21 protein-coding genes and 1 tRNA gene are annotated in these 22,781 nt (G+C 68.6%); 7 read left to right on the forward strand and 15 right to left on the reverse strand.

Annotated elements, in window-relative coordinates; translation table 11 throughout:
- Positions 1-133: 133 nt before the first annotated feature.
- Genes thrB through argS form a run of 5 tightly spaced genes read right to left on the reverse strand, consistent with a single transcriptional unit; the run spans position 134 to position 6,584 of the window.
- The gene (gene thrB / locus A8G18_RS08975; protein WP_016933589.1) at positions 134-1,063 is read right to left on the reverse strand and encodes a homoserine kinase; all 930 of its coding nucleotides are present in this window, start codon (positions 1,061-1,063) and stop codon (positions 134-136) included.
- 37 nt (positions 1,064-1,100) lie between these two features.
- The gene (gene thrC, locus A8G18_RS08980) at positions 1,101-2,192 is read right to left on the reverse strand and encodes a threonine synthase (protein WP_064063597.1); all 1,092 of its coding nucleotides are present in this window, start codon (positions 2,190-2,192) and stop codon (positions 1,101-1,103) included.
- Entirely contained in the window at positions 2,189-3,475 is a 1,287-nt protein-coding gene (locus A8G18_RS08985; RefSeq protein ID WP_016933588.1) for a homoserine dehydrogenase, read from the reverse strand. The genes thrC and A8G18_RS08985 overlap by 4 nt, the downstream gene beginning before the upstream one ends.
- A 38-nt stretch (positions 3,476-3,513) precedes the next feature.
- Complete coding sequence (gene lysA, locus A8G18_RS08990) at positions 3,514-4,935, reverse strand: diaminopimelate decarboxylase (protein WP_064063598.1); 1,422 nt, start codon at positions 4,933-4,935, stop codon at positions 3,514-3,516.
- Positions 4,932-6,584 (reverse strand): arginine--tRNA ligase, encoded by a 1,653-nt coding sequence (gene argS / locus A8G18_RS08995; protein ID WP_064063599.1) that lies wholly within the window; start codon positions 6,582-6,584, stop codon positions 4,932-4,934. The genes lysA and argS overlap by 4 nt, the downstream gene beginning before the upstream one ends.
- Positions 6,585-6,740: 156 nt before the next feature.
- On the opposite strand from argS, the gene A8G18_RS09000 reads away from it, so the two are divergent.
- The 3 genes from A8G18_RS09000 (at position 6,741) to A8G18_RS09010 (ending at position 8,470) form a co-directional block, all read left to right on the forward strand.
- Positions 6,741-7,562 carry a thioredoxin-like domain-containing protein gene (locus A8G18_RS09000; RefSeq protein ID WP_064063600.1) on the forward strand — a complete coding sequence of 274 codons (822 nt, stop codon included), beginning with the start codon at positions 6,741-6,743 and terminating at the stop codon, positions 7,560-7,562.
- 2 nt (positions 7,563-7,564) lie between these two features.
- Positions 7,565-8,272, forward strand: coding sequence for a DUF305 domain-containing protein (locus A8G18_RS09005; protein WP_064063601.1), 708 nt, complete (start codon positions 7,565-7,567; stop codon positions 8,270-8,272).
- A 122-nt stretch (positions 8,273-8,394) separates the two neighbouring features.
- Positions 8,395-8,470, forward strand: a tRNA-Arg gene (locus A8G18_RS09010).
- Between the two features lie 68 nt (positions 8,471-8,538).
- On the opposite strand, the gene A8G18_RS09015 is transcribed toward A8G18_RS09010, so the two are convergent.
- The 6 genes from A8G18_RS09015 to A8G18_RS09040 form a co-directional block, all read right to left on the reverse strand.
- A complete protein-coding gene (locus tag A8G18_RS09015) occupies positions 8,539-8,898 on the reverse strand; it encodes a nuclear transport factor 2 family protein (RefSeq protein ID WP_064063602.1) in 360 nt (119 codons plus the stop codon).
- Complete coding sequence (locus A8G18_RS09020) at positions 8,895-9,896, reverse strand: MBL fold metallo-hydrolase (RefSeq protein WP_064063603.1); 1,002 nt, start codon at positions 9,894-9,896, stop codon at positions 8,895-8,897. The genes A8G18_RS09015 and A8G18_RS09020 overlap by 4 nt, the downstream gene beginning before the upstream one ends.
- 52 nt (positions 9,897-9,948) lie before the next feature.
- Complete coding sequence (locus A8G18_RS09025; protein WP_084421631.1) at positions 9,949-11,184, reverse strand: 3'(2'),5'-bisphosphate nucleotidase CysQ; 1,236 nt, start codon at positions 11,182-11,184, stop codon at positions 9,949-9,951.
- Positions 11,181-13,016 carry an adenylyl-sulfate kinase gene (cysC, locus tag A8G18_RS09030; RefSeq protein ID WP_064063604.1) on the reverse strand — a complete coding sequence of 612 codons (1,836 nt, stop codon included), beginning with the start codon at positions 13,014-13,016 and terminating at the stop codon, positions 11,181-11,183. Before cysC ends, A8G18_RS09025 begins: the two co-directional genes overlap by 4 nt.
- The gene (cysD, locus tag A8G18_RS09035) at positions 13,016-13,948 is read right to left on the reverse strand and encodes a sulfate adenylyltransferase subunit CysD (protein ID WP_064063605.1); all 933 of its coding nucleotides are present in this window, start codon (positions 13,946-13,948) and stop codon (positions 13,016-13,018) included. The genes cysC and cysD overlap by 1 nt, the downstream gene beginning before the upstream one ends.
- A 115-nt stretch (positions 13,949-14,063) precedes the next feature.
- Positions 14,064-15,005, reverse strand: a complete 942-nt coding sequence (locus tag A8G18_RS09040) for an IclR family transcriptional regulator (RefSeq protein WP_064063606.1) — start codon at positions 15,003-15,005, stop codon at positions 14,064-14,066.
- An 82-nt stretch (positions 15,006-15,087) separates the two neighbouring features.
- Here A8G18_RS09040 and A8G18_RS09045 point away from each other — a divergent pair, with 82 nt between their 5' ends.
- The 4 genes from A8G18_RS09045 to A8G18_RS09060 all read left to right on the forward strand — a co-directional run bounded on the left by A8G18_RS09045 (position 15,088) and on the right by A8G18_RS09060 (position 18,803).
- Positions 15,088-16,254 carry a hypothetical protein gene (locus A8G18_RS09045; RefSeq protein WP_064063607.1) on the forward strand — a complete coding sequence of 389 codons (1,167 nt, stop codon included), beginning with the start codon at positions 15,088-15,090 and terminating at the stop codon, positions 16,252-16,254.
- Positions 16,251-17,042 carry an SDR family oxidoreductase gene (locus A8G18_RS09050; protein WP_064063608.1) on the forward strand — a complete coding sequence of 264 codons (792 nt, stop codon included), beginning with the start codon at positions 16,251-16,253 and terminating at the stop codon, positions 17,040-17,042. Before A8G18_RS09045 ends, A8G18_RS09050 begins: the two co-directional genes overlap by 4 nt.
- 12 nt (positions 17,043-17,054) lie before the next feature.
- Positions 17,055-18,203, forward strand: coding sequence for a sulfotransferase family protein (locus A8G18_RS09055; protein WP_064063609.1), 1,149 nt, complete (start codon positions 17,055-17,057; stop codon positions 18,201-18,203).
- Between the two features lie 72 nt (positions 18,204-18,275).
- Positions 18,276-18,803 (forward strand): MarR family winged helix-turn-helix transcriptional regulator, encoded by a 528-nt coding sequence (locus A8G18_RS09060; RefSeq protein WP_016932086.1) that lies wholly within the window; start codon positions 18,276-18,278, stop codon positions 18,801-18,803.
- A gap of 82 nt (positions 18,804-18,885) precedes the next feature.
- Here A8G18_RS09060 and A8G18_RS09065 read toward each other — a convergent pair whose 3' ends face one another.
- The 4 genes from A8G18_RS09065 to A8G18_RS09080 are packed head-to-tail and all read right to left on the reverse strand — an operon-like array spanning position 18,886 to position 22,779.
- The gene (locus A8G18_RS09065; RefSeq protein ID WP_016932087.1) at positions 18,886-19,662 is read right to left on the reverse strand and encodes an enoyl-CoA hydratase; all 777 of its coding nucleotides are present in this window, start codon (positions 19,660-19,662) and stop codon (positions 18,886-18,888) included.
- Positions 19,659-20,567, reverse strand: coding sequence for a 3-hydroxyisobutyrate dehydrogenase (gene mmsB / locus A8G18_RS09070; protein WP_064063610.1), 909 nt, complete (start codon positions 20,565-20,567; stop codon positions 19,659-19,661). The genes A8G18_RS09065 and mmsB overlap by 4 nt, the downstream gene beginning before the upstream one ends.
- Complete coding sequence (locus A8G18_RS09075) at positions 20,564-21,628, reverse strand: enoyl-CoA hydratase/isomerase family protein (RefSeq protein WP_064063611.1); 1,065 nt, start codon at positions 21,626-21,628, stop codon at positions 20,564-20,566. The genes mmsB and A8G18_RS09075 overlap by 4 nt, the downstream gene beginning before the upstream one ends.
- Positions 21,625-22,779 (reverse strand): isobutyryl-CoA dehydrogenase, encoded by a 1,155-nt coding sequence (locus A8G18_RS09080; protein WP_026002831.1) that lies wholly within the window; start codon positions 22,777-22,779, stop codon positions 21,625-21,627. Before A8G18_RS09080 ends, A8G18_RS09075 begins: the two co-directional genes overlap by 4 nt.
- Between the last annotated feature and the right edge of the window lie 2 nt (positions 22,780-22,781).

Below are 22,781 nucleotides of genomic sequence, written 5' to 3' on the forward strand. Positions count from 1 at the left end.
CGACTGATACGCACGACGTGCGGACACCCCACAGAATAGCGACGATCTGTACGTAGGGCAAGAATCGCCGTGCCGGACGGGACGTGTGTGTTGCACCACCGTCCACTCCCGCATCCGGCACCGCGCGCCGGTCTCAGTCGACCTGGACGCCCTCGGCGATCTCGAGGTCCAGCACCGTCAGATCGTCGGCCTCGGCCGCGGCTCGCAGCTCGTCGGGCAGCGCGGAGGTCGTCAGCGCCAGCACCGTCGGCCCTGCACCGGAGACGACGGCGGAGATACCCGCTTCGCGCAGTGCGGCCACCCATTTGGTGGTGAGCGGAAGGGCAGGGGCCCGTTGGGCCTGGTGGAGCAGATCCTGCGTCGCCGGCATCAGCAGTTCGGGTCGCTCGGTGAGCGCGACGACCGCAAGAGCCGCGCGGCTGACGTTGAACGCCGCGTCCCGATGCGGCACGAGCTCGGGCAGCAGTCCCCGGGTGTGGGCCGTGGAGGAACGGACCGACGGGACGAAGGCGTACGCCTTGATGTCGGGGTGCACGCGCAGGTTCACCGCGCGGTAGGTCCGCTGCTGGGAGTCGACCTCGACCTCGGTCCACGACACCACGGCTCCGCCGAGCACGCTGGCGGAGGCGTTGTCGGGATGTCCCTCGAACTCGGACGCCAGTTGCACGAGCTGCTCGTCGTCGAGGACACGCTCCGGCGCGATCTTGCGGACCAGCCCGTTGGCCGCCGCCAGCCCTCCCACCGCCGCGGAGGCCGAGGACCCGAGCCCGCGGGAGTGCGGGATGACGTTGTGGCACACGACGTCCAATCCGTCGGCCCACACACCGGCGGCCTCGAGTCCGCGCTCGACGGCGCGGACGACGAGGTGGGAAGGTCCCCACGGAACCTCTTGCGCGCCTTCCCCCTCCACCCGCACGTCGAGGCCGGAAGCCGTTGTCGTGACGGTGATCTCGTCGTACAGGCCGAGGGCGAGGCCCAGGCAGTCGAAGCCGGGACCGAGGTTCGCGCTCGAGGCCGGAACCCGTGCCGTCACCGAGAGCCCCACGGGCAACGTCTGCGTCATGTCCTGATTCCCAACGGAGGAAGGCGTGGCGGTCAACTCAGGCCAACTCGAGCGCGGAGGCGACCGCGACCGGGTCGACCGGGATCGGCTCGACCACGGGCACATCGCGCAGGGCCGTGTCGGGGTCCTTGAGGCCGTTGCCGGTCACGGTGCACACGACCTTCAGGCCGCGTTCGAGCCAGCCTTCCTTGCTCGCCGCGAGCAGACCGGCGATGGACGCGGCCGACGCCGGCTCGACGAAGATCGACTCGGACTTCGCGAGCAGCCGGTACGCCTCGAGGATCTCCTCGTCGGTCGCCGCGCGGAACGCGCCGTTCGATTCCTCCTTGGCGGCCACCGCGCCGTTCCACGATGCGGGAGCACCGATGCGGATGGCGGTCGCGATGGTCTCGGGATCCTTCACCGGATGGCCGAGGACGAGCGGTGCGGCACCGGCGGCCTGGACGCCGAGCATGCGCGGGCGGCGCGTGCCGAGGCCGTCGGCGGCGTACTCGCTGTAGCCCTTCCAGTAGGCGGTGATGTTGCCGGCGTTGCCCACGGGCAGCACGTGCACGTCGGGCGCGTCGCCGAGCGCGTCGACGATCTCGAAGGCCGCGGTCTTCTGGCCCTCGATGCGCACCGGGTTCACGGAGTTGACCAGCCCGATGGTGGAGAACTCCGCGGTGGTCTTGCGTGCCAGCTCGAGGCAGTCGTCGAAGTTGCCCTCGACCTGCACGATCTTCGCGCCGTGCATGACGGCCTGGGCGAGCTTGCCCATCGCGATCTTGCCCTGCGGCACGAGCACCGCGCAGCCGATGCCGGCGCGTGCGGCGTAGGCGGCGGCCGAGGCAGAGGTGTTGCCGGTGGACGCGCACAGCACGGCCTGCTTGCCGGTCGCGAGAGCCTCGGTGACCGCCATGGTCATACCGCGGTCCTTGAACGAACCGGTGGGGTTGAGACCCTCGACCTTGACGTGGACCTCGCAGCCGGTGATCTCCGACAGGCGCGGAGCCGGGAGCAGCGGCGTGCCACCCTCACGCAGCGTGACCGTCTTCCAGTCGTCACCGATCGGCAGGCGCGAACGGTACGCCTCGATCAGGCCCGGCCACGGCGTGTGCACGGGGGTGGTGTTCTTCTCGGCCGCGCTCATTCGGCGGATCCCTCCAGTCTCAGGACGCTGGTCACAGCGATCACGGATTCGAGTTTGTCGAGCGCTGCGACGGTATCCGCCAGCGCACGGTCGGTGGCCTGGTGGGTGAGTACCACCAGACGGGCAGCGTCGCCGGCGCCTTCCTGGCGGACCGCTGCGATGCTCACGTCCCGCGTGGCGAACTCGGCGGCGACCGCCGAGAGCACACCGGCGCGATCGGCGACCTTGAGGTTGACGTAGTAGCGCGTGAGGATGTCGCTCATGGGTGCGATCTCCAGTTGCGCATACTTCGACTCGCGCGGACCACGCCCACCCTGAACCCGGTTGCGGGCGGCCATCACGAGGTCGCCCATCACCGCGGAGGCGGTGGGGGCGCCACCTGCACCCTGGCCGTAGAACATGAGCCGGCCCGAGGATTCCGCTTCGACGACGACGGCGTTGAACGCGCCGTTGACCGAAGCCAGCGGATGCTCGCGGGGCACGAGCGCCGGGTAGACGCGGGCGGACACACGGTCCTTGCCGTCGGCGGACGGGACGCGCTCGCACAGCGCGAGCAACTTGATCGTGCAGTTGAGCGCACGCGCCGAGGTGAGATCGGCGGCGGTGATCGAGGAGATGCCCTCGCGGTAGACGTCGGCCGCCGTCACACGGGTGTGGAAGGCGATCGACGCGAGGATCGCCGCCTTGGAGGCGGCGTCGAAGCCTTCGACGTCGGCGGTGGGATCGGCTTCGGCGTACCCGAGGCGACTCGCCTCGGCGAGCGTCTCGTCGTAGTCGGCGCCCGTCTCGTCCATGGCCGAAAGGATGTAGTTCGTGGTGCCGTTGACGATGCCGACGACCCGGTTGACCTTGTCGCCCGCGAGCGACTGGGTGAGCGGGCGGATCACCGGAATCGCGCCGGCCACAGAGGCCTCGAAGTACAGGTCGACGTTGCGGGACTCTGCGGCCTCGGCCAGTTCACCGGTGTAGGCGGCGAGCAGCGCCTTGTTCGCGGTGACGACGGACTTGCCTGCGTCGAGCGCCGTACGCACGAGCTTGCGGGGCAGTTCGATGCCACCGATGAGCTCGACGACGATGTCGACGTCGTCACGACGGATCAGCGCCTCGGCGTTCGTCGTGAGCAACTCCGCGGGAAGTCCCCTGTCGCGGGAGACGTCGCGGACCGCGACCCCCCGCAACTCGAGGGGCGCACCGATGCGCGCCTCGAGATCCGCGGCGTCCTCGCGGATGATCCGCGCGACCTCGGCACCGACGGTGCCGTGCCCGAGAACCGCCACACCCACCGGACGCCGGCCCGAAGCATCGGTCGCCGTTGCACTGGTCACTCCGAAACCTCCAAGTTGAGCAGATCTTCCACGGTCTCGCGGCGCAGCAGAACGCGCGAGACACCGTCCTTGACCGCCACGACGGCGGGGCGAGGCAGCAGGTTGTACCTGCTCGACATCGAGTAGCAGTATGCACCCGTCGCCGCGACCGCCAGTAAATCACCGGGTGCGACGTCGGCGGGCATCCAGGCGTCGCGGATGACGATGTCGCCGCTCTCGCAGTGCTTGCCGACGACCCGCGAGACCACCGGTTCGGCCTCGCTCACGCGGGAGACGAGGCGCGATTCGTACTCCGCCTGGTACAGCGATGTGCGGATGTTGTCGCTCATGCCGCCGTCGACGCTGATGTAGCGGCGGACGTGTCCGGAGCCGACCTCGACGTCCTTGAGGGTTCCCACCTCGTAGAGGGTGACGGTGCCCGGTCCGGCGATGGCCCGCCCGGGTTCGACCGCGAGGGTCGGAGCCGGGAGCCCGGCGAGTGCGGACTCGTTCCGGACGATGTCGCCCAGCTTGGCGGCGAGATCGGCGACCGGCGGCGGATCGTCGCTCGGCACGTACGAGATGCCCAGGCCACCGCCGAGGTCGACGATGCTCATCTGCGCGGTCTTGTCGACACCGAACTCGGCGACGATGTCGCGCAGCAGACCGATGACGCGGTGCGCGGCGAGTTCGAAGCCGTCGACGTCGAAGATCTGCGAGCCGATGTGGCTGTGCAGGCCGACGAGTCGGAGGTTGTCGGCGCCGAAGACCCGGCGCACGGCCTGCATGGCATGGCCACCGGCGAGTGAGAGCCCGAACTTCTGGTCCTCGTGCGCGGTGGAGATGAACTCGTGGGTGTGGGCCTCGACGCCCACGGTCACCCGGATCAGCACGTCCTGGACGACACCGGCCTCACCGGCGACCGCATCGAGCCGGTCGATCTCGGCGAGCGAGTCGAGCACGATGTGCCCGACCCCGGCGCTCACGGCGGCCTGCAGTTCGCGGACGGACTTGTTGTTGCCGTGCATCGCGATCTTCTCGGCGGGGAAGCCGGCGTGCAGGGCGACGGCGAGCTCACCGCCGGACGCGACGTCGAGCGAGAGTCCCTCCTGGTGGACCCACCGCGCGATCTCGCTGCACAGGAACGCCTTCGACGCGTAGTGCACCTTCGCCGTCGGACCGAAGGCTTCCGCGATCTCCCGGCAGCGGGAGCGGAAGTCGTCCTCGTCGACGACGAACAGCGGCGTGCCGTACTTCTCGGCGAGCTCGGTCACCGGGATACCGGCGATGCGCATGACGCCGTCCTCGCCGCGCGCGGCGTTGCGGGGCCACACGTGCGGGGCCAGCGTGTTGAGCGCCGCGGTGTCGGCCGGACGGTCGGGCAGGTTCGGGGCGTGCGGGATCTGGGCGTGACGCGGTCCCGCGGGGTGCGCGTTCACATCCGCTCCGGAGCGCCGACGCCGAGCAGGCCGAGGCCGTTGGCGAGGACCTGCCGTGCGGCCGCGCACAGCGCGAGTCGCGCGGTGTGCAGCGGGCCGGCCTCCTCGTCGCCCTGCGGCAGGATCCGGCAGGCGTCGTAGAAGCGGTGGTAAGTGCCCGCGAGTTCCTCGAGGTAGCGGGCGACGCGGTGCGGTTCGCGCAGTTCGGCCGCCTTCGCGAGCACCCGGGGGTACTCGCCGAGGGTGCGGATCAGGTCGCCCTCGCGCTCATGGGTGAGCAGCGAGAAGTCGGCGCCCTCGGTGCTCAGACCGAGATCGGCGGCGTTGCGCGCGATCGACGACAGTCGCGCGTGGGCGTACTGCACGTAGTAGACCGGGTTCTCGTTCGTGGTGCTCGCCCACAGTTCGAGATCGATGTCGATGCTCTGGTCGACCGAGGACCTCACGAGCGAGTAGCGCGCGGCGTCGACGCCGATCGCCTCGACGAGGTCGTCGAGGGTGATCACGGTACCGGCCCGCTTGCTCATCTTCACGGCCTCGCCGCCGCGGACGAGGTTGACCATCTGGCCGATCATCACCTCGACGGTGTCGGGATCGTCGCCGAACGCCGCTGCGGCGGCCTTCAGGCGCGCGATATATCCGTGGTGGTCGGCTCCGAGCATGTAGATGCACAGGTCGAAGCCGCGCGAGCGCTTGTCCTGGAAGTAGGCGATGTCGCCGGCGATGTAGGCGGCGTTGCCGTCGGATTTGATGACGACGCGGTCCTTGTCGTCGCCGTAGTCGGTGCTCTTGAGCCACCAGGCGCCGTCTTCGAAGTACAGATTGCCGGACGCCTTCAGGGTCTCGACGGCCTTCTCGACGGCTCCGCTCTCGAAGAGGGAGTTCTCGTGGAAGTACACGTCGAAGTCGACACCGAACTCGTGGAGGGTGCGCGTGATGTGCGCGAACATCAGCTCCACGCCGATCGAGCGGAACGTCTCGTTCCGCTCGTCCTCGGGGAGTTCGAGAGCGTCGGGGCGCTGCTCGAGCACGGAGGAGGCGATGTCGACGATGTAGGCGCCGGCGTAGCCGTCCTCGGGGGCGGGCTGTCCGAGCGCGGAGGCGATGAGCGACCGGGTGAAGCGGTCGATCTGCGCGCCGTGGTCGTTGAAGTAGTACTCGCGGGTGACCTCACCGCCCTGAGCGGTGAGGATGCGTCCGAGCGCATCGCCGACCGCGGCCCAGCGGGTGCCACCGAGGTGGATCGGACCGGTGGGGTTGGCGGAGACGAACTCGAGGTTGATCCTCGTGTTCGCGAGATCGGTGCCGTTGCCGTAGGCGTCGCCCTCGGCGAGCACCTTCGCCACGATCGCTCCCTGGGCGTCGGCGGCGAGCCGGATGTTCAGGAAGCCGGGACCTGCGACCTCGGCCGAGTCGATGCCCTCGGCAGCGGTCAGGGCCTCGGCGAGCCAGGTGGCGAGTGCGCGGGGATCGGCACCGACCTTCTTCGCGACCTGCATCGCGACGTTGGTCGCATAATCGCCGTGCTCCGGGTTGCGCGGGCGCTCGACGGTGAGGGTCTCGGGAAGAACGGACGCGTCGAGACCACGGTCGGTGAGGACACCGGCGGCGGTTCCGCGGAGCAGCTGAGCAAGGTCGGAGGGAGTCACAGGTATCCATCCTATTGGCTGGTCGATCGTGGCGCCGACGCTCCCCCTACCGGCAGCTCCCACCGCCGCGCGCGGGCACGCCCGTAAAGTTGTGGGTGTTTGTGCGCCCGATGGGCGCGCGTCCGCCTGTCCACCCCGTCGAAAGAGCACACAGCGATGCCCAGCGGTTCGGTTAGTGGCGGCTCCGGTAACAAGAAGACCGGAGCCAAGTCGTCGAAGGCCATCCAGGCCGCCAAGAAGAAGAGCGGCGGCGCTCGCGGGGTCCCCTCCCGGCGCCAGATCCCGTGGCTCACGATCGGCGGCGTGGCCCTGGTCGTCGTCCTGGTCGCCGTGATCGCTGTGAGCCTGATCCCCAAGTATCAGAACCAGCAGGAGCTGTCGGCGTGGACGCCGTCGGAGTCCAACCAGGATCCGTCGGACGACATCGAGGGTGTCCTGAAGCTCGAGTACCCCGCCGGTGTGCACGTCGCAGCGAACCAGCGTGTCGCCTACGACCAGTCGCCGCCGTTCGGTGGCCCTCACGACTCCGTCTGGGCGACCTGCACCGGAACGGTGTACGAGCAGCCGGTGCGGAACGAGAACATGGTGCATTCGCTCGAGCACGGTGCGGTGTGGGTGGCCTACAACCCCGATCTGCTCGACGACGCCGGGGTCGACACGCTCCGCGCGAAGGTCGACGGCCGCACCTACATGGTGATGTCACCCTATCCGGGACTCGAGGCTCCCGTCTCACTGCAGTCGTGGGGTCACCGGCTCGAGGTCGACAGCGTCGACGACGAACGCATCGACCAGTTCATCAGTGCGCTGCGCCTGAACCAGTACACCTATCCCGAGGTGGGTGCGAGCTGCTCGACGATCCCCGGCTCGTTCGATCCGGCGAACCCGCCGCCCTTCGACGCCTCCGAGCCCGGCCCCGACGCGGTGCCGATGAACGGGGAATCCATCGGCGACATGCAGCAGGCACCGGCCGGGAGCTGACGATGAGCGAAACCTCCCCCACCATCTCCACCTCCGAGCGCGGTGGGCACAACCGGCTGCTGCTGGTGCTGCTCACCGCCACCGCGGTCGCGGTCGGCTTCCTCGCGGGGTTCCTGTCCCGGATCCCGTTCGAGGATTCCGCCCCGGCCGCGCCGGGCGCAGGCTCGGTCGATGTCGGATTCGCGCAGGACATGATCGTGCACCACGACCAGGCCGTCGAGATGGCCGCCGTCGTGGTCTCCAATTCGGAGGACGATCGGATCCGCAACCTCGCGTACGACATCCTCACCACCCAGCAGAACCAGATCGGTCGGATGCAGGGCTGGTTGTCGCTGTGGGGACAGCCGGCGCTGCCGGCAGGTGACTACATGGCGTGGATGACCGAACCGGGTCACGGCCACGGTGATCACGGCACGACCGCGAACTCCGCGGATTCCGGTGGTTCACATCTGATGCCGGGTATGGCGACCTCCGAGGATCTCGCGAATCTCCGAGCCGCTCGTGGTCCCGCCCTGGACGTGCTCTTCCTCCAGCTGATGCTGCGCCATCACGAGGGTGGCCTGCCGATGATGGAGTACGGCGAGCAGTACGCGAGCACCTCGGCGGTCCGCAACCTGGCGGGCACCATGGTCGCAACGCAGCAGGGAGAATCGGATCTGATGAGGTCTCTGCTCGCCGAGCGCGGCGCCGAAGCCCTGCCTCCGAACTGAGCCATTCGCTCGGGCCGACCCCCGATTTCGGGCCGAGAACCGGCTCTGACCTGGCGATGTGGAGTTGAGCGCTCGATGCGCTAGGCTAACTCCCGCGCCTCCGGTCATCCGGTGGTCCGGATGCCCTCGTAGCTCAGGGGATAGAGCGCTTGCCTCCGGAGCAAGAAGTCGCAGGTTCGAATCCTGCCGAGGGCACCACGAAGGCCCCGCTTCTCACGAAGCGGGGCCTTCGGTGTTCGTCCGGTCGGTTCGGTGTCCGGTGTCGGTCAGGTGCCGGTGAACGACGTGGGGTCGAAGTAGTCCCGGCAGGCCGCGATCTTCCCGTCGACGATCTCGAACACGCCCGTGACGGGAAGTTCGATCGTCCGGCCGTTCATGGTGAACACGTCGGTGCGTTCGTTGAGCACGACGGTGCCGGAGACCGCCTGGTGGTGGATGCGGTAGTCGATGGCACCGAAGGACGTCACGAAACCCGCGATGTACTCCTCGATCGCCGCGCGGCCGCGGATCGGTTCCATCGGGATGTTGTGGAAGACAGCATCGTCGGTGAAGAAGGCCGCGAGCTCGGCCGGGTCGGGATCGGCCCACCGCCGGCAGAAGTCGGTGACGATCTCGTCGGGCCTCATTCGTTCACCGCGATACGCGCGAAGCGGGCAGGTTCGGTGCCCGGCACGCGACGGACCCGTCCTCGTTCGATGAGCTGGCGCACGTGCGCAGACCCTTCCGCGAGCGCCATCCTCTTACCGTGCACGGGAGTCTCGGTCCACGGCCGGTACCAGCGCATGCGAGCGGTGGCCTCCCACAAGGTGAGTTCCTCGTCGCCGAACGCGTCGTAGAGATCGTCGAGGCGCCGGTCGTGGTGGGCGATCAGTTCGCCCGCGCGATGCGGCAGGTCGTCGATCTGCTGTCGGTGTGCGGGAAGAGCTCGTCGCACGGGCAGATCCGCGACCGCGCGCAGTGAGTCGAAGTACTCGCCGAGCGCATCACGTTGCGGCAGGGGAAAATCGAACTCTCCGACATGCGGAGTCGTGGTGGCCAGGACGTGGTCGCCGGTGAACAGCACACCGTGTTCTTCGAGAAGGAAACAGGCGTGGCCGGGCGTGTGACCCGGGGTGAGCACGGTGCGCAGGGAACGCCCCGACAGCGGGATCGTCTCGTCGGCGCCGAGTTTGCGGTCGGGGAGCACGTCGGGACGACCGACGGCCGGCACGGCGGTGGTGAGCACTTCGTCGATCGCATCCTCCGGCGCTCCGGCGCGGCGCAGCAGTTCGGCCTCCCGGGGACGTCGATCGACATCGGAGAGCATGACTTCGAGGTGGGCGAAGTCGGCCTCGTTCATCGCCACCCAGCATCCGGAGGCTTCCTGGATCCGCCCGGTCAGACCGACATGATCGGGGTGGAAATGGGTGACGACCACTCCTTCGACGTCGGTGACCGACAGACCCGCCGTGGCCAGGCCGTTCTGCAACGCCGCCCACGACCGGTCGTCGTTCCAGCCGACGTCGACGAGGACGACGCCGCGTGGGGATTCCATCACGTAGACCTGAGTATCGCCGACGGGCAGGTCCCCCACCGGGACAGGGACGACATGGATGCCGTCCCCGATATCACGCGCTTCGGCCATGGTGATGCCTCTCGATCATGGTTACTTTCGTTCGAAAGCTACAACAATGACTTCAACTATTACCCTGCACGGGCTCGATGATCGCGACGATCGACCTGATCTCCCCCGCCGGGATGTCGAAGTGCTCCGTCACCACGACCGATGTCTCGGCGCTCGGACCCGCTGCGATGTCCAGGACGAACCGCGCGACGACGCTGTGGTGCCATTCACGGAACTGCAGGTCGCGGATGCGGCGGATGGGCCGGTACTCGGGGCCGTTCTCGAGGCGATCGCGGATCTCGATGCCGCTGTCGCCGGTGCGCTCCCCGTTCTCGACCCGCCAGGCGTCCTCGGCGAGCCGCACATGAGACGCGTCGTGGCTGACCAGGGACCGGATGTACGCGCGTGCCATCGCGACGCGGGGGCTGTCGGTCGGTCCCGTGGCGTACACGGCCAGCGCGGACATCACGTCCGGTGCCCAATCGGCACGGCAGATCACCAGGTCGGGCAGATACGGATGCGGCCGGTTGTATTCGAGTTCGCTGCCGTCGATCCGGGCGCAGTGCAGACCCGCGGCACGCGCGACCGCGACCGGCGCCGCCGAATCCCACTCCCACTGACCGCCGGCGTGGATGTAGGCGTCGGCCTCCCCGCGCACCACCGCCATCGCCTTGGCACCGGCCGAACCCATCCGGATCAGATCGGCACCGAGATCGCGGGCCAGATCGAACACGAAGGCGGGCGGCCTGCTCCCGCTGATGACGATGCGGGGGCGGCGCCGGGCCGGTTGCGGTGCCGGAACCGGATCGGCGGTGCTGTGAACGACGCCGATCGCCGGTTGCGCGACCGCGGCGGCGGTGAGTCCTCGTCCTGCCTCCCAGAGCGCGATGTGGACCGCCCAGTCGACGTGGTCGGGCATCCCGTACTCCTTCGACCCGTCGAGGGGGTCGATGATCCAGACGCGGTCTGCGCCGACCCGGGCCGGATCGTCCGCGGATTCCTCCGAGAGCACCGCGTCACCGGGTCGTGCGGCCGCCAGCCGTTCGAGGATGTACGTGTTGGCGGCGTGGTCGCCGCGCCGGCCCAGCTCGCGCCCGGTGAGAGCATCCGATTCGATGGCACGGACCGTGAGCAGCAGTTCACCTGCGCCGGAGGCCGTCTCGGCTGCGAGTCGGGCGTCGTCGCCCTCGGCTGCGAGCCGGGCCGTGTCGCCCTCGGCTGCGAGCCGGGCCGTGTCACCCTCGGCCGCGAGCCGGGCCGTGTCACCCTCGGCCGCGAGCCGGGCCGTGTCACCGTTGTCGTGCGTCATGTTCTCAACAATTCCACGACAAGGCCGGCCTGCACGGCAGGCGTGCCGTCGTGGGGGCGCACGACCAGGTCGGGATCGGACGGTGGTTCGTAGGGATCGTCGACGCCGGTGAAGCCGGTGATCTCACCGGCCCGTGCCCGCGCGTACATGCCTTTCGGATCGCGGGCCTCGCAGTCGGCGAGCGGAGTATCGACGAAGACCTCGACAAAGCGGATCCCGGCCTCCTCGTGTTGCCGGCGGATGCGGTCGCGGTCCTGTCGGTAGGGACTGATGAGCGCGCAGATCGCGACGAGTCCGGCGTCGGCCATCAAGTGTGCGACCGCGCCGACGCGGCGGACGTTCTCCGCGCGGTCCTCCGGACCGAATCCGAGATCGGCGTTGAGTCCGTGCCTGAGGTTGTCGCCGTCGAGGCGGTAGGCGGGGATGCCCTCGGCGAGCAGCCGTCGTTCGAGTTCGACGGCGAGGGTGGACTTGCCGGAGGCGGACAGCCCGGTGAGCCACACCGTCGTCCCGGCCCTTCCCCGCTCGGCCCGCGAGACCGCCGCCGAGTGCCAGACCACCCGGCTGTCCGCCAGTGTCGGCCCGGTGATCATTCCGGCCGCGACGGTGTTGCCGGTGCGTTCGTCGACGAGCACGAAGCTTCCGGTGGTGCGGTTGCGCCGATAGGGATCGAACAGCAGCGGCTGTTGTGTGCGCAGGTGCACGCGGCCGATCTCGTTGAGACCGAGCGTCGTCGCGGCCTCGTCGCGGTGCAGGGTGTTGACGTCGAGACGGTAGTCCAGGCGTGCCACCCGCGCGGTGGTCGAGCGCGTGGTGTGCAGGAGGGCGTAGCGGGCGTCGGGGTCGAGTGCGGAGCGTTCGTCGAACCAGCACACCATGGCGTCGATCTCGTGCCCGACGAGAGGACGATTGTTGGGTCGGCACAGCATGTCGCCGCGTCCGACGTCGAGGTCGTCCTCGAGTTCGACGCACACCGCCGCACCGGCGAAGGCGTGCTCGAGTTCCGTTCCACCCGGCCCCCACAACGTCCGCACCCGCGTTCCGAAACCGGAAGGGAGAACGACCACGTCGTCGCCGGGCGCGAATCCGCCGGCCGCGACCGTTCCGGCGTAGCCGCGGAAGTCGCGGTGCTCACCCTCGCCGGGCCGGATGACGTACTGCACGGGCAGTCGCGCGTCGATGAGGTTGACGTCCGAGGCGATGTGCACCTGTTCGAGATGGTGCAGCAGCGAAGTGCCCTCGTACCACGGCATGTTCGCGGTGCGGGAGACGACGTTGTCGCCGTGCAGCGCGGAGACGGGAACGAAGGCGAGGTCGGGCATGTCGAGTTTCGCCGCGAAATTCCGGAATTCGTCGCAGATCTCGTCGAAGCGGCACTGTGACCAGTCCACCAGGTCCATCTTGTTGATGCACAGCACCACGTGCCGCACCCCGAGCAGCGACGCGAGGAAGGCGTGCCGGCGGGTCTGTTCGACGATGCCCTTGCGGGCGTCGACGAGGACGAGCGCCAGGTCGGCGGTGGACGCCCCGGTGACCATGTTGCGCGTGTACTGCTCGTGACCGGGAGTGTCGGCGATGACGAATGTTCTGTGCGCCGTAGCGAAATAACGATAGGCGACGTCGATCGTGATGCCCTGCTCACGTTCGGCGCGCAGGCCGTCGGTGAGCAGCGCGAGGTCGGCGCGGTCGGACCCGCGGTCGAGGCTCGTGCGGGTCACCGCCTCGAGCTGGTCCTCGAAGACCGCCTTCGAGTCGAACAACAGCCGGCCGATGAGCGTGGACTTGCCGTCGTCGACGCTGCCGGCGGTCGCGATGCGCAGGAGGCGGGACATCAGAAATATCCTTCCTTTTTGCGGTCTTCCATTCCGGCGTCGGAGATCCGGTCGTCCGCCCGGGTAGCGCCGCGCTCGGTGACACGGCTCGCGGCGACCTCGGCGACCACCTCGTCCGCGGTGGCGGCGGCAGATTCGACGCAGCCGGTACACGTCGCGTCGCCGACCGTGCGGAAGCGCACGAGACTTTCGCGCGGCACCTCTCCGCCGTGCAGGGTGAGAAACGGGTTGTGCGCGAGCAGCATTCCGTCACGTTCGACGACGGAACGCCGGTGGGCGTAGTACAGGGAGGGGAGCTCGACGCCCTCGTCGCGGATGTAGCGCCAGATGTCGAGTTCGGTCCAGTTGGACAGCGGGAAGACCCGCATGTGCTCGCCGCGGCGGTGCCGGCCGTTGTACAGGTGCCACAGTTCGGGGCGCTGTGCCTTCGGGTCCCACTGCCCGAATTCGTCGCGCAGGCTGAAGATTCGTTCCTTGGCGCGAGCCTTCTCCTCGTCGCGACGGGCGCCACCGAAGACGGCGTCGAATCCCCCTTCCCGCAGAGCGCGCAGGAGGGTACCGGTCTGCAGCCGGTTGCGGGTGGCGTGCGGCCCGTCGTCCTCGACGGCACGCCCGGCGTCGAGGTCGTCCTGCACCGAGGCGACGATCAGCCGGAGCCCGAGGCGTTCGACGGTGTGGTCGCGGAAGTCGATCACCTCGTCGAAGTTGTGTCCGGTGTCGATGTGCAACACGGGGAACGGAAGCGGCGCGGGCCAGAACGCCTTGGTGGCCACGTGCAGCATCACCGCGGAGTCCTTACCGCCGGAGAACAGCAGGACGGGCCGCGAGAAGGTCGCGGCGACCTCGCGGAAGATGTGCACGGACTCGGCCTCGAGCGCACCGAGCAGCGGCAGTTCGTAGATCGGTGGTCGTTGCGGCGGCACCGTGGTCACTCGCGCCCCTCTCACCCGGTGCGGTACACATGTGTACCGACGCGGTCGAAGATTACCCCGCAACAGTAGAACGAGTTTCAATTCCAGGTCAACGGGTGACCGCGGTGACCGTCCGTCAGCGCCCCGGCCGGCGTCCACCGAGATCGACGGTGATCGCATCGGCGACCGCCACCAGCGCCGCGCCGCACCGCTCGATCCCGGCGGCGTCCACCTCCCGCTCGAGGTGGAGTGTGAGCACGAGCGACTGGTGACCGTCCGGATCGTAGGCGGGGGCCGCCACGAGGTTGACCGCCCGCTTCTCCCCCGCGGCGAAGGCGTCGGGCGTCAGCACGCGCTCACCGGGACTGGTCACGAGTTCCGCCAGCATCTCCCGCATCTCGGGTGCCAGGTCGTGCGAGACCACCCCCGCCATGAGCGCATACAGGCGGCGACCTCCGGGCGTGAGGGATTCGGCGAGATAGCCCGCGCGGCGACAGTCGGTGACGATCCGCCACAGGTCGTCGCGGTCGACGGACACGGGCAGGGTCGGCTCCCGCCGCAGCCACTGCTCGATGCGCTCGTCGGTGTCCCACAACACGTACATCAACCCCACCGGCGGTGCGAAGGGATACACCTCCCCCACCCGCGCCGCCGCAGCCGTGCCGTGCCCACCGACGACGTCGAGCACCGCGATGCGGTCGCCGACGACCGCCGACGCGGAGCACATCACGCCGAACTCCTCGACGAGTGCGGCGAGATGCCGGCGCGCGACCGGCCCGGACGCGAATCCGCGCTGCGCGGCGCGTCCCGCGACGATCAGCGCCGGCCCGAGCCCGTAGGTCTTGTCGACGGGGTCGCGGATCAGATAACCGGCGTCGGTGAGCGCCGTGAGGATGCCCAGGCAGGTGGGCTTGCTCAGGTCGAGTTCGCGCGCCAGTTCCGACAATCCGAACCGGACGCCGGGTCGCGCGACGAGGTGGTCGAGGACCTGTACGACGCGCTCCGTGGGCGGCGACCGGCGGGCGGTCCCCGCCCCGGCAGCCGACTCCGCGAGCGCCTCGGTCTCGCGACGACCCATTGACCCTCCCTGGAACACGTTCTACTCTCGGCGCAACGGAAGACTACCGCAGCGGTACATATTTGGACCACAGGAGTTCGCAGTGCTCACCGATCCGCTCACCGCGGCGATAGCCGAGGCCGAGAAACTCGTCGCCACCGCCCCCCACATCCGCACCGAGCAGGACCTCGTCGAGGGATACGGCTATCTGGCCGGTGGGATCTCCGCGTGCGTCCACGCCACGTTCGCGTACAGCCGCTCCCATCCGGTCTTCGTCACCGGCACCGGCCCCTACACGAAGATGGGCCTCGACAATCCCGACACCCTGTACTGGGGCGCGTCGATCCGAGACGACGCCGAGTACGTCGTCACCGGGCGCCGCGGCACGACCTGCGACCTCAGCTTCCAGGTGCTGGCCGGCAACTACACGGACGCCGAGGTACCCGGCAACGTCACGGCCTTCGACGACCGCGCACTGACCATCGCCGACGACGGCACCTTCGAGGTGCGGTTCGGTCCCGGCCCCCGCGACCCGGATCGGAACTACTTCCCGCTCGCGCCCGGCTCGTCGCAGCTCGTCGTCCGCGAGGTCTACAGCGACTGGACGCAACGCCGCGGCACGCTGGGCATCCACCGGCTCGACAGCCTCGGCGTCCCGGCCCCCGAACCCACCCACCAGGACGTGGTCACCCGTTACGAACGTGCCGGTCGCGCGCTGGTCTCGCGGGTGAAGACCTGGCTGCAGTTCCCCGAGTGGTTCTACCTGAAGCTGCCGGTGAACACGGTGACGGAACCACGCCGCACCCCCGGCGGTCTGGACACGCAGTACTCGTCCGTCGGGCACTACGAACTCGGCGACGACGAGGCGATGGTCCTGACCCTCCCCGCGAGCGACGCGCCCTATCTGGGCTTCCAGATCGGCAGCCTCTGGTACATCTCCCTGGACTACATCCATCACCAGACCTCCCTGAACAACAGCCAGGCGCAGGTCGATCCCGACGGGATGGTCCGGATCGTGGTCTCGGCCCGCAATCCGGGACTGACGAACTGGGTCGAGACCCTCGGCCGCAGCCGCGGGATCCTGCAGTTCCGCTGGCAGCGCCTCGATCGCGAACTGACCGCGGCCGACGGCCCGACCGCCGAGGTGGTGCCGGTCGATCGGCTCTCCGAGGTCCTGCCCTTCCACGAGTCGAACCGCATCACCCCCGACGCCTGGGCGCAGCGCATCGCGGACCGCCAGCGGGGCGTCGCCGATCGGATGCTCGGATGAGCGCGACAGCGGGACTGCTCCGCGACCGAGTCGTCGTGATCTCCGGGGTCGGCCCGGGACTGGGACGCACGCTCGCGCTGCGGTGCGCCGAGCACGGCGCCGACGTGGTGCTCGCCGCCCGGACCCGGGAGCGGCTCGAGAAGGTTGCAGCGGAAGTCGAGGGCACGGGCCGCCGGGCACTGGTCGTACCCACCGACATCACCGACGACGAATCCGCCGCCGCACTCGTCGAGAGGGTGGTCTCGGAATTCGGACGGGCCGACGTGCTCGTGAACAACGCTTTCTCCGTTCCGTCGATGAAGCCGTTGGCTCGCACCGATTTCCAGCAGATCCGGGACAGTGTGGAGCTCACCGTCCTCGGCGCATTGCGACTCACCCAGTTGTTCGCCCCCGCCCTCGCCGAATCGGCCGGTGCGGTGATCAACATCAATTCGATGGTGCTGCGGCACTCCCAGGAACGTTACGGCAGTTACAAACTCGCGAAGTCGGCACTGCTGGCGATGTCCCGATCCCTCGCGACCGAACTCGGAGTCCAGGGCATCCGGGTGAACTCTGTTGCGCCGGGCTATATCTGGGGTCCGATCCTGCAAGGGTACTTCGAACACCAGGCGGACAAATACGGTACCACCGTCGAACAGATCTACGAGCACACCGCCGCCGCCTCCGATCTGAAGCGTCTCCCGACCACCGAGGAGATCGCGGATGCGGTGATCTTCCTGGCCTCGCCGATGGCGTCGGCGATCACCGGCCAGTGCCTCGACGTCAACTGCGGCGAATACCACCACTGAACGGGACAGCACATGAGCGAACGCACCACCGTCGGCACCGCCCCGGATCTGCATGCCTCCGCGACCCGCCTGACGGGCCTGACCGATTTCGGCGACGACGCCTACCTCGACGGACTCGAGGTGCTGCTCGAATCGTATGCGCGGGACGAGAAGCTCACCCCGCTCGGCAGCAAGATGTCGCGGGTCTTCCTGCGCGGCGCCCTCGTGGCGCGGTTGCTGTCGGAATCTGCCTGGGCCGCCCATCCCGAGCACACGGACGTCCCGATCACCCGGCCGATCTTCGTCACCGGCCTGCCCCGCACCGGAACGACGGCACTGCACCGCCTGCTCGCCGCGGATCCCGCCCACCAGGGGCTCGAGATGTGGCTGACGGAGATGCCGCAGCCCCGGCCGCCCCGCGAGACCTGGGCGGAGAACCCGGTGTTCGCCGGTATCGAGGCCGGATTCGCGCAGCACCACGTCGAGCACCCCGAGTTCATGGGTGTGCACTACATGTCCGCCGCCGAGGTCGAGGAATGCTGGCAGTTGCTGCGCCAGTCGTTCCGGTCGATCTCCTACGAGTGCCTGGCCCACCTGCCCACCTACTCGCAATGGCTTGCCGGGCAGGACTGGACCGCGGCGTATGCCCGGCATCGGAGGAACCTGCAGCTCATCGGGCTTCCCGATGCCGGCAAGCGGTGGGTGCTGAAGAATCCCAGTCACCTGTTCGCACTGGACGAACTGCTCGAGGTGTACCCGGACGCGCTCGTCGTCGTCACCCATCGCGATCCGCGTACCGTCATCCCGTCGGTGTGCAGCCTCGCGGCGCAGGCCACAGAGGGGTGGTCCGAGGCGTTCGTCGGAGAGACGATCGGTCGCAGTCAGCTCGATCTCTGGGCACGGGGTTTCGACGATTTCACCGAGGCGCGCCGCCGACACGATCCTGCCCGTTTCGTCGACGTGGACTACCGGGATTTCGTCGCCGATCCGCTCGGCACCGTCGGGGGCCTGTACGACCGGTTCGGTCTGCCGTTCACTGCGGAGGCCGAACACGCGATGACCGCACTGCACGAAGAAAGCCGCAGCGGGGCAAGGAAACCCGCACACCGGTACACCCTCGAGGAGTTCGGGCTGAGTGTGGGCGAGGTCGACGAGCGTTTCCGCGACTACGCATACCGCTGAACCCGGCAGGAACGGCACCGGAAACCGGTGTGCCCTGGCTACCTGCGCGTTCGTCCGTGGGATGATGGAGACATGCCCGCACCACTCCCCCTCGACCCCATCGCCGAAGCCCACCGCCAGTGGACCGCCCACGGCTGGGGCGAAGTCGCCGACGGCATGGCCGCGGTCACCTCGGTGATGCGGGCGCAGCAGATCATGATGGCGCGGGTCGAGGAGGTGCTCAAACCCTTCGGCCTGACCTTCGCCCGTTACGAACTGCTCACGCTGCTGCATTTCACCAGGTCCGGAGCGTTGCCGATGGCGAAGGCCAGCGCGCGCCTGCAGGTGCACCCCACCAGCGTCACCAACGCCGTCGACCGCCTCGAGAAGGCCGGGCTGGTCCGGCGCACCCCGCATCCGAGCGATCGACGGGCCACTCTCATCGAACTCACCGACGAGGGACGGGCATCGGCGATCCAGGCGACCGAGAAGCTCAACACGGAGGTCTTCGCCCGGCCCGGCATTCCCGAGGGGCACATCGACACGTTGTTGCGCATCCTCGCGACGATGCGGCACGACGCCGGCGACTTCGACACCGGCGGTGCGCCTTCCAAGTGGTGAGGCGCGAGAACGGTCGAATGCCGAAAACGAGAAGGGCCGCCCCGTTCGGGGCGGCCCTTCGTCGCATGCGGGGTGATGCCTGTCAGGCGTGCTTGAACTCCGGCGCGCGCTTCTCGACGAAGGCCGCCATGCCTTCCTTCTGGTCGGCGGTGGCGAACGTCGAATGGAACACGCGGCGCTCGAACTTCACGCCCTCGGCCAGCGTCGTCTCGAAGGACCGGTTGACGGCCTCCTTCGCCATGATCGCGACAGGCAGCGACATCGACGCGATGGTCGTCGCCGTCTCGAGAGCCACGTCGAACAGTTCCGCGGCGGGAACGATGCGCGAGACGAGTCCGGCGCGCTCGGCCTCCTCGGCGTCCATGTTGCGTCCGGTCAGACACATGTCCATGGCTTTGGCCTTGCCCACCGCGCGGGTGAGGCGCTGCGATCCGCCGATACCGGGGATGACGCCGAGCTTGATCTCGGGCTGACCGAACTTGGCGGTGTCGGACGCGATGATGAAGTCGCACAGCATCGCCAGCTCGCAGCCGCCGCCGAGCGCGTAACCCGACACCGCGGCGACGATCGGCTTGCGGACGGACGAGAGCCGATCCCACTGCGAGAACAGATCTTCCGCGTACGCCTCGGCAAAGGTCTTCGGCGCCATCTCCTTGATGTCGGCGCCGGCGGCGAACGCCTTCTCCGACCCGGTGAGCAGGATCGCACCGATCTCGCTGTCCGCGTCGAGTTCCTCGACGGCAGCAACGACCTCGCGCATCAACTGGCTGTTGAGCGCGTTGAGCGCCTTCGGCCGGTTGAGGGTGACGATGCCGACGCGGCCCTTGCGGTCGAGCAGGATGGTCTCGAAATCTGTCACTTGCTGTCCTTCGCGGTCGAGCGGTCTCGGATATCGGTGATGATGGCGGAGAAGTCGAGTCCTCCACCACCCTCGGTATTGAAACGATGGTAGAGCTCGGCTGCCCGCAACCCGAGTTCGGCTTCGACACCGTTGGACCGCACCGCGTTCGCGGCCAGTCCGAGATCCTTGTCCATGAGCGCGGCCGCGAAACCCGGCTGGTAGTCGTTGTTCGCGGGCGTGGTCGGGACCGGCCCCGGCACCGGGCAGTTGCTCGTCAGCGCCCAGCACTGCCCGGACGCGTTGGACGCGACGTCGAACAGTGCCTGGTTGTCGAGGCCGAGCTTCTCGCCGAGGACGAAGGCCTCGCTGATGGCGATCATCGAGATGCCCAGGATCATGTTGTTGCAGATCTTCGCGGCCTGGCCGTTGCCCGATCCACCGCAGTGGACGATCTTGCGTCCCATCGCCTCGAGCAGGGGTTGCGCGGTGGCGAAGTCGTCCTCGCTGCCGCCGACCATGAAGGCGAGCGTCCCTGCCGTGGCTCCGGCGACACCCCCGGAGACCGGTGCGTCGACGGCGCGGTGGCCGGCCTCGTGCGCCTTTTCCGCGGCGGCGCGGGCGTCGGCGACGTCGATGGTCGAGCTGTCGACGAACAGCGTGTCCGGCTCGGCGGCGGGCAGGATCTCGTCGTACAGGTCGAGGACGAGTTTGCCGTTCGGCAGCATGGTGATCACGACCTCGGCGCCACGCACCGCGTCGACAGCGGCCTCGGCGACGGTGATGCCGTTCTTCGTGGCCTCTTCCTGCGCAGCGGGAACCGGGTCGTAACCCGTGACGGTGTACCCGGCGCGGACCAGGTTCGCGGCCATCGGTCCGCCCATGTGTCCGAGGCCGAGGAAGGCGACGGCGGGAAGTGCACTCATCGGTCGTTCTCCTTGGGAGCGGCGAGCCCGAGTTCGAGATCGCCGAGCGGCTGGAAGTAGGCGTCGACGTCGGCCTCGGTGACATCGGCGAGGGTGGCCGGCGACCACTGCGGGTTGCGGTCCTTGTCGACGACCTGCGCGCGGATGCCCTCGACGAGGTCGTGCGACTTCAGCGAGGCGGCCGAGACCCGGAACTCCTCGTTCAGCACCTCTTCGAGGCTGCCGAGCTGCCGGGCGTGCCGCAGCGACCGCAGGGTCACCTTCAGCGCGACAGGCGATTTCGAGAGCACCTGATCGGCGGTCTCGCGTGCCTCCGGCACGTCCGAGGCCCGGAGGCGCTCGACGATCTCGTCGACGGTGTCGGCGGAGTACGCCGCGTCGATCCACTCACGCTGAGCGAGCAGCGCCGATTCGGGTGCGGGCTGCGAGTATTCGGCGAGTGCGTCCTCCACCGAGCCGGACTCGAGTGCGGCGACGAACTTGTCGAGCGCCTCGGACGGCAGGTAGTGGTCGGCGAAACCCAGGGCGATGGCGTCGCCGGCCTTCATCCGCCCGGTGGTCAGCGCGATGTGGGTACCGATCTCGCCGGGTGTGCGCGAGAGCAGGTAGGTGCCGCCGACGTCGGGGACGAATCCGATTCCGGTCTCGGGCATGGCGATGCTCGAACGTTCGGTGACGATCCGGACGTTGCCGTGCGCCGAGATCCCGACGCCGCCGCCCATGACGATGCCGTCCATGATCGCGATGTACGGCTTCGGGTAGCGGCCGATGGCGGCGTTGAGGATGTACTCGTCGCGCCAGAAGTCCTGCGATCCCGTGCCGCCGTCCTTGGCGTCGTGGTAGATCGAGACGATGTCGCCGCCGGCGCACAGGCCGCGTTCACCGGCACCGCGTACCAGCACGGCACGCACCGAGTCGTCGTTCTCCCAGGCGTTCAGGGCCTTCGACATCTCGAGGACCATGGCGTGGTTGAGGGCGTTGATGGCCTTGGGCCGGTTGAGCGTGATACGGCCGATGCCGTCCTTCACGTCGATGAGGATCTCGGGTTCCTGCCCGGTCATGCCGCTCCGTTCTGCGCTGCGGCCACCACGCTCCGCGCGACGACCACCCGCATGATCTCGTTGGTTCCTTCCAGGATCTGATGCACGCGCAGATCGCGCACGATCTTCTCGATCCCGTACTCGGCAAGGTAACCGTAGCCACCGTGCAACTGCAGCGCCTCGTTCGCGACCTCGAAGCCGGTATCGGTCGCGAACCGTTTCGCCATCGCGCACAGCTCCACGACGTCGTCGGCGCCGCGGTCGAGCGCGTCGGCGGCGCGCCACAGCAGCGTGCGCGCGGCCTCGAGTTCGATCCGCATGTCGGCGAGGCGGAACTGCAGGGCCTGCGAGTCGAGCAGACGCTCCCCGAAGGCCTTGCGCTCGGCGAGATAGGCGACCGCCCGGTCGAGAGCGGTCTGACCGCCACCGACGGAGCACGCGGCGATGTTGATGCGACCGCCGTTGAGCCCCTGCATGGCGATTCGGAAGCCGCCGCCCTCGGTACCGAGGAGGTTTTCGGCGGGCACCCGGGCACCGTCGAGGATGACCTGCCGGGTGGGCTGGGCGTTCCAGCCCATCTTCTTCTCGTTGGCGCCGAAGGAGAGTCCGGGGGTGTCCTTCGGGACGATGAACGCGGAGATGCCGCGGGCGCCGGTGTCGCCGGTGCGGGCCATGACCACGTACACGTCGGACGTGCCGGCTCCCGAGATGAACTGTTTGACCCCGGTGAGCACGTACTCGTCACCGTCACGAACGGCCTTGGTGCTCAGGGCCGCCGCATCGGAGCCGGCACCCGGCTCGGTGAGGCAGTAGCTGCCCAGATGCTCCATCGAGCACAGCTTCGGCACCCACTGGTGACGCTGTTCGTCGTTGCCGAACTTGTCGATCATCCACGTGACCATGTTGTGGATGGAGATGTACGCCGCGACGGACGGGCAGCCCTTCGCCAGCTCCTCGAAGATCCGGACGGAATCGAGGCGGCGCAGCCCCGATCCGCCCACGTCCTCGCGGACGTAGATGCCGCCCATGCCCAGCTCGGCCGCCTTGCGCAGTACGTCCACGGGAAAGTGCTTGTTCTGGTCCCAGTCGACCGCGTTCGGGGCCAGATACTCGGTGGCGAAGTCCCGGGCGGTGTCGCGGATCGCCCGGTCGTCGTCGGTGAGGAGAAACATGC

The organism is Rhodococcus gordoniae (assembly GCF_001646655.1).
Classification (GTDB): Bacteria; Actinomycetota; Actinomycetes; order Mycobacteriales; family Mycobacteriaceae; genus Rhodococcus; species Rhodococcus gordoniae.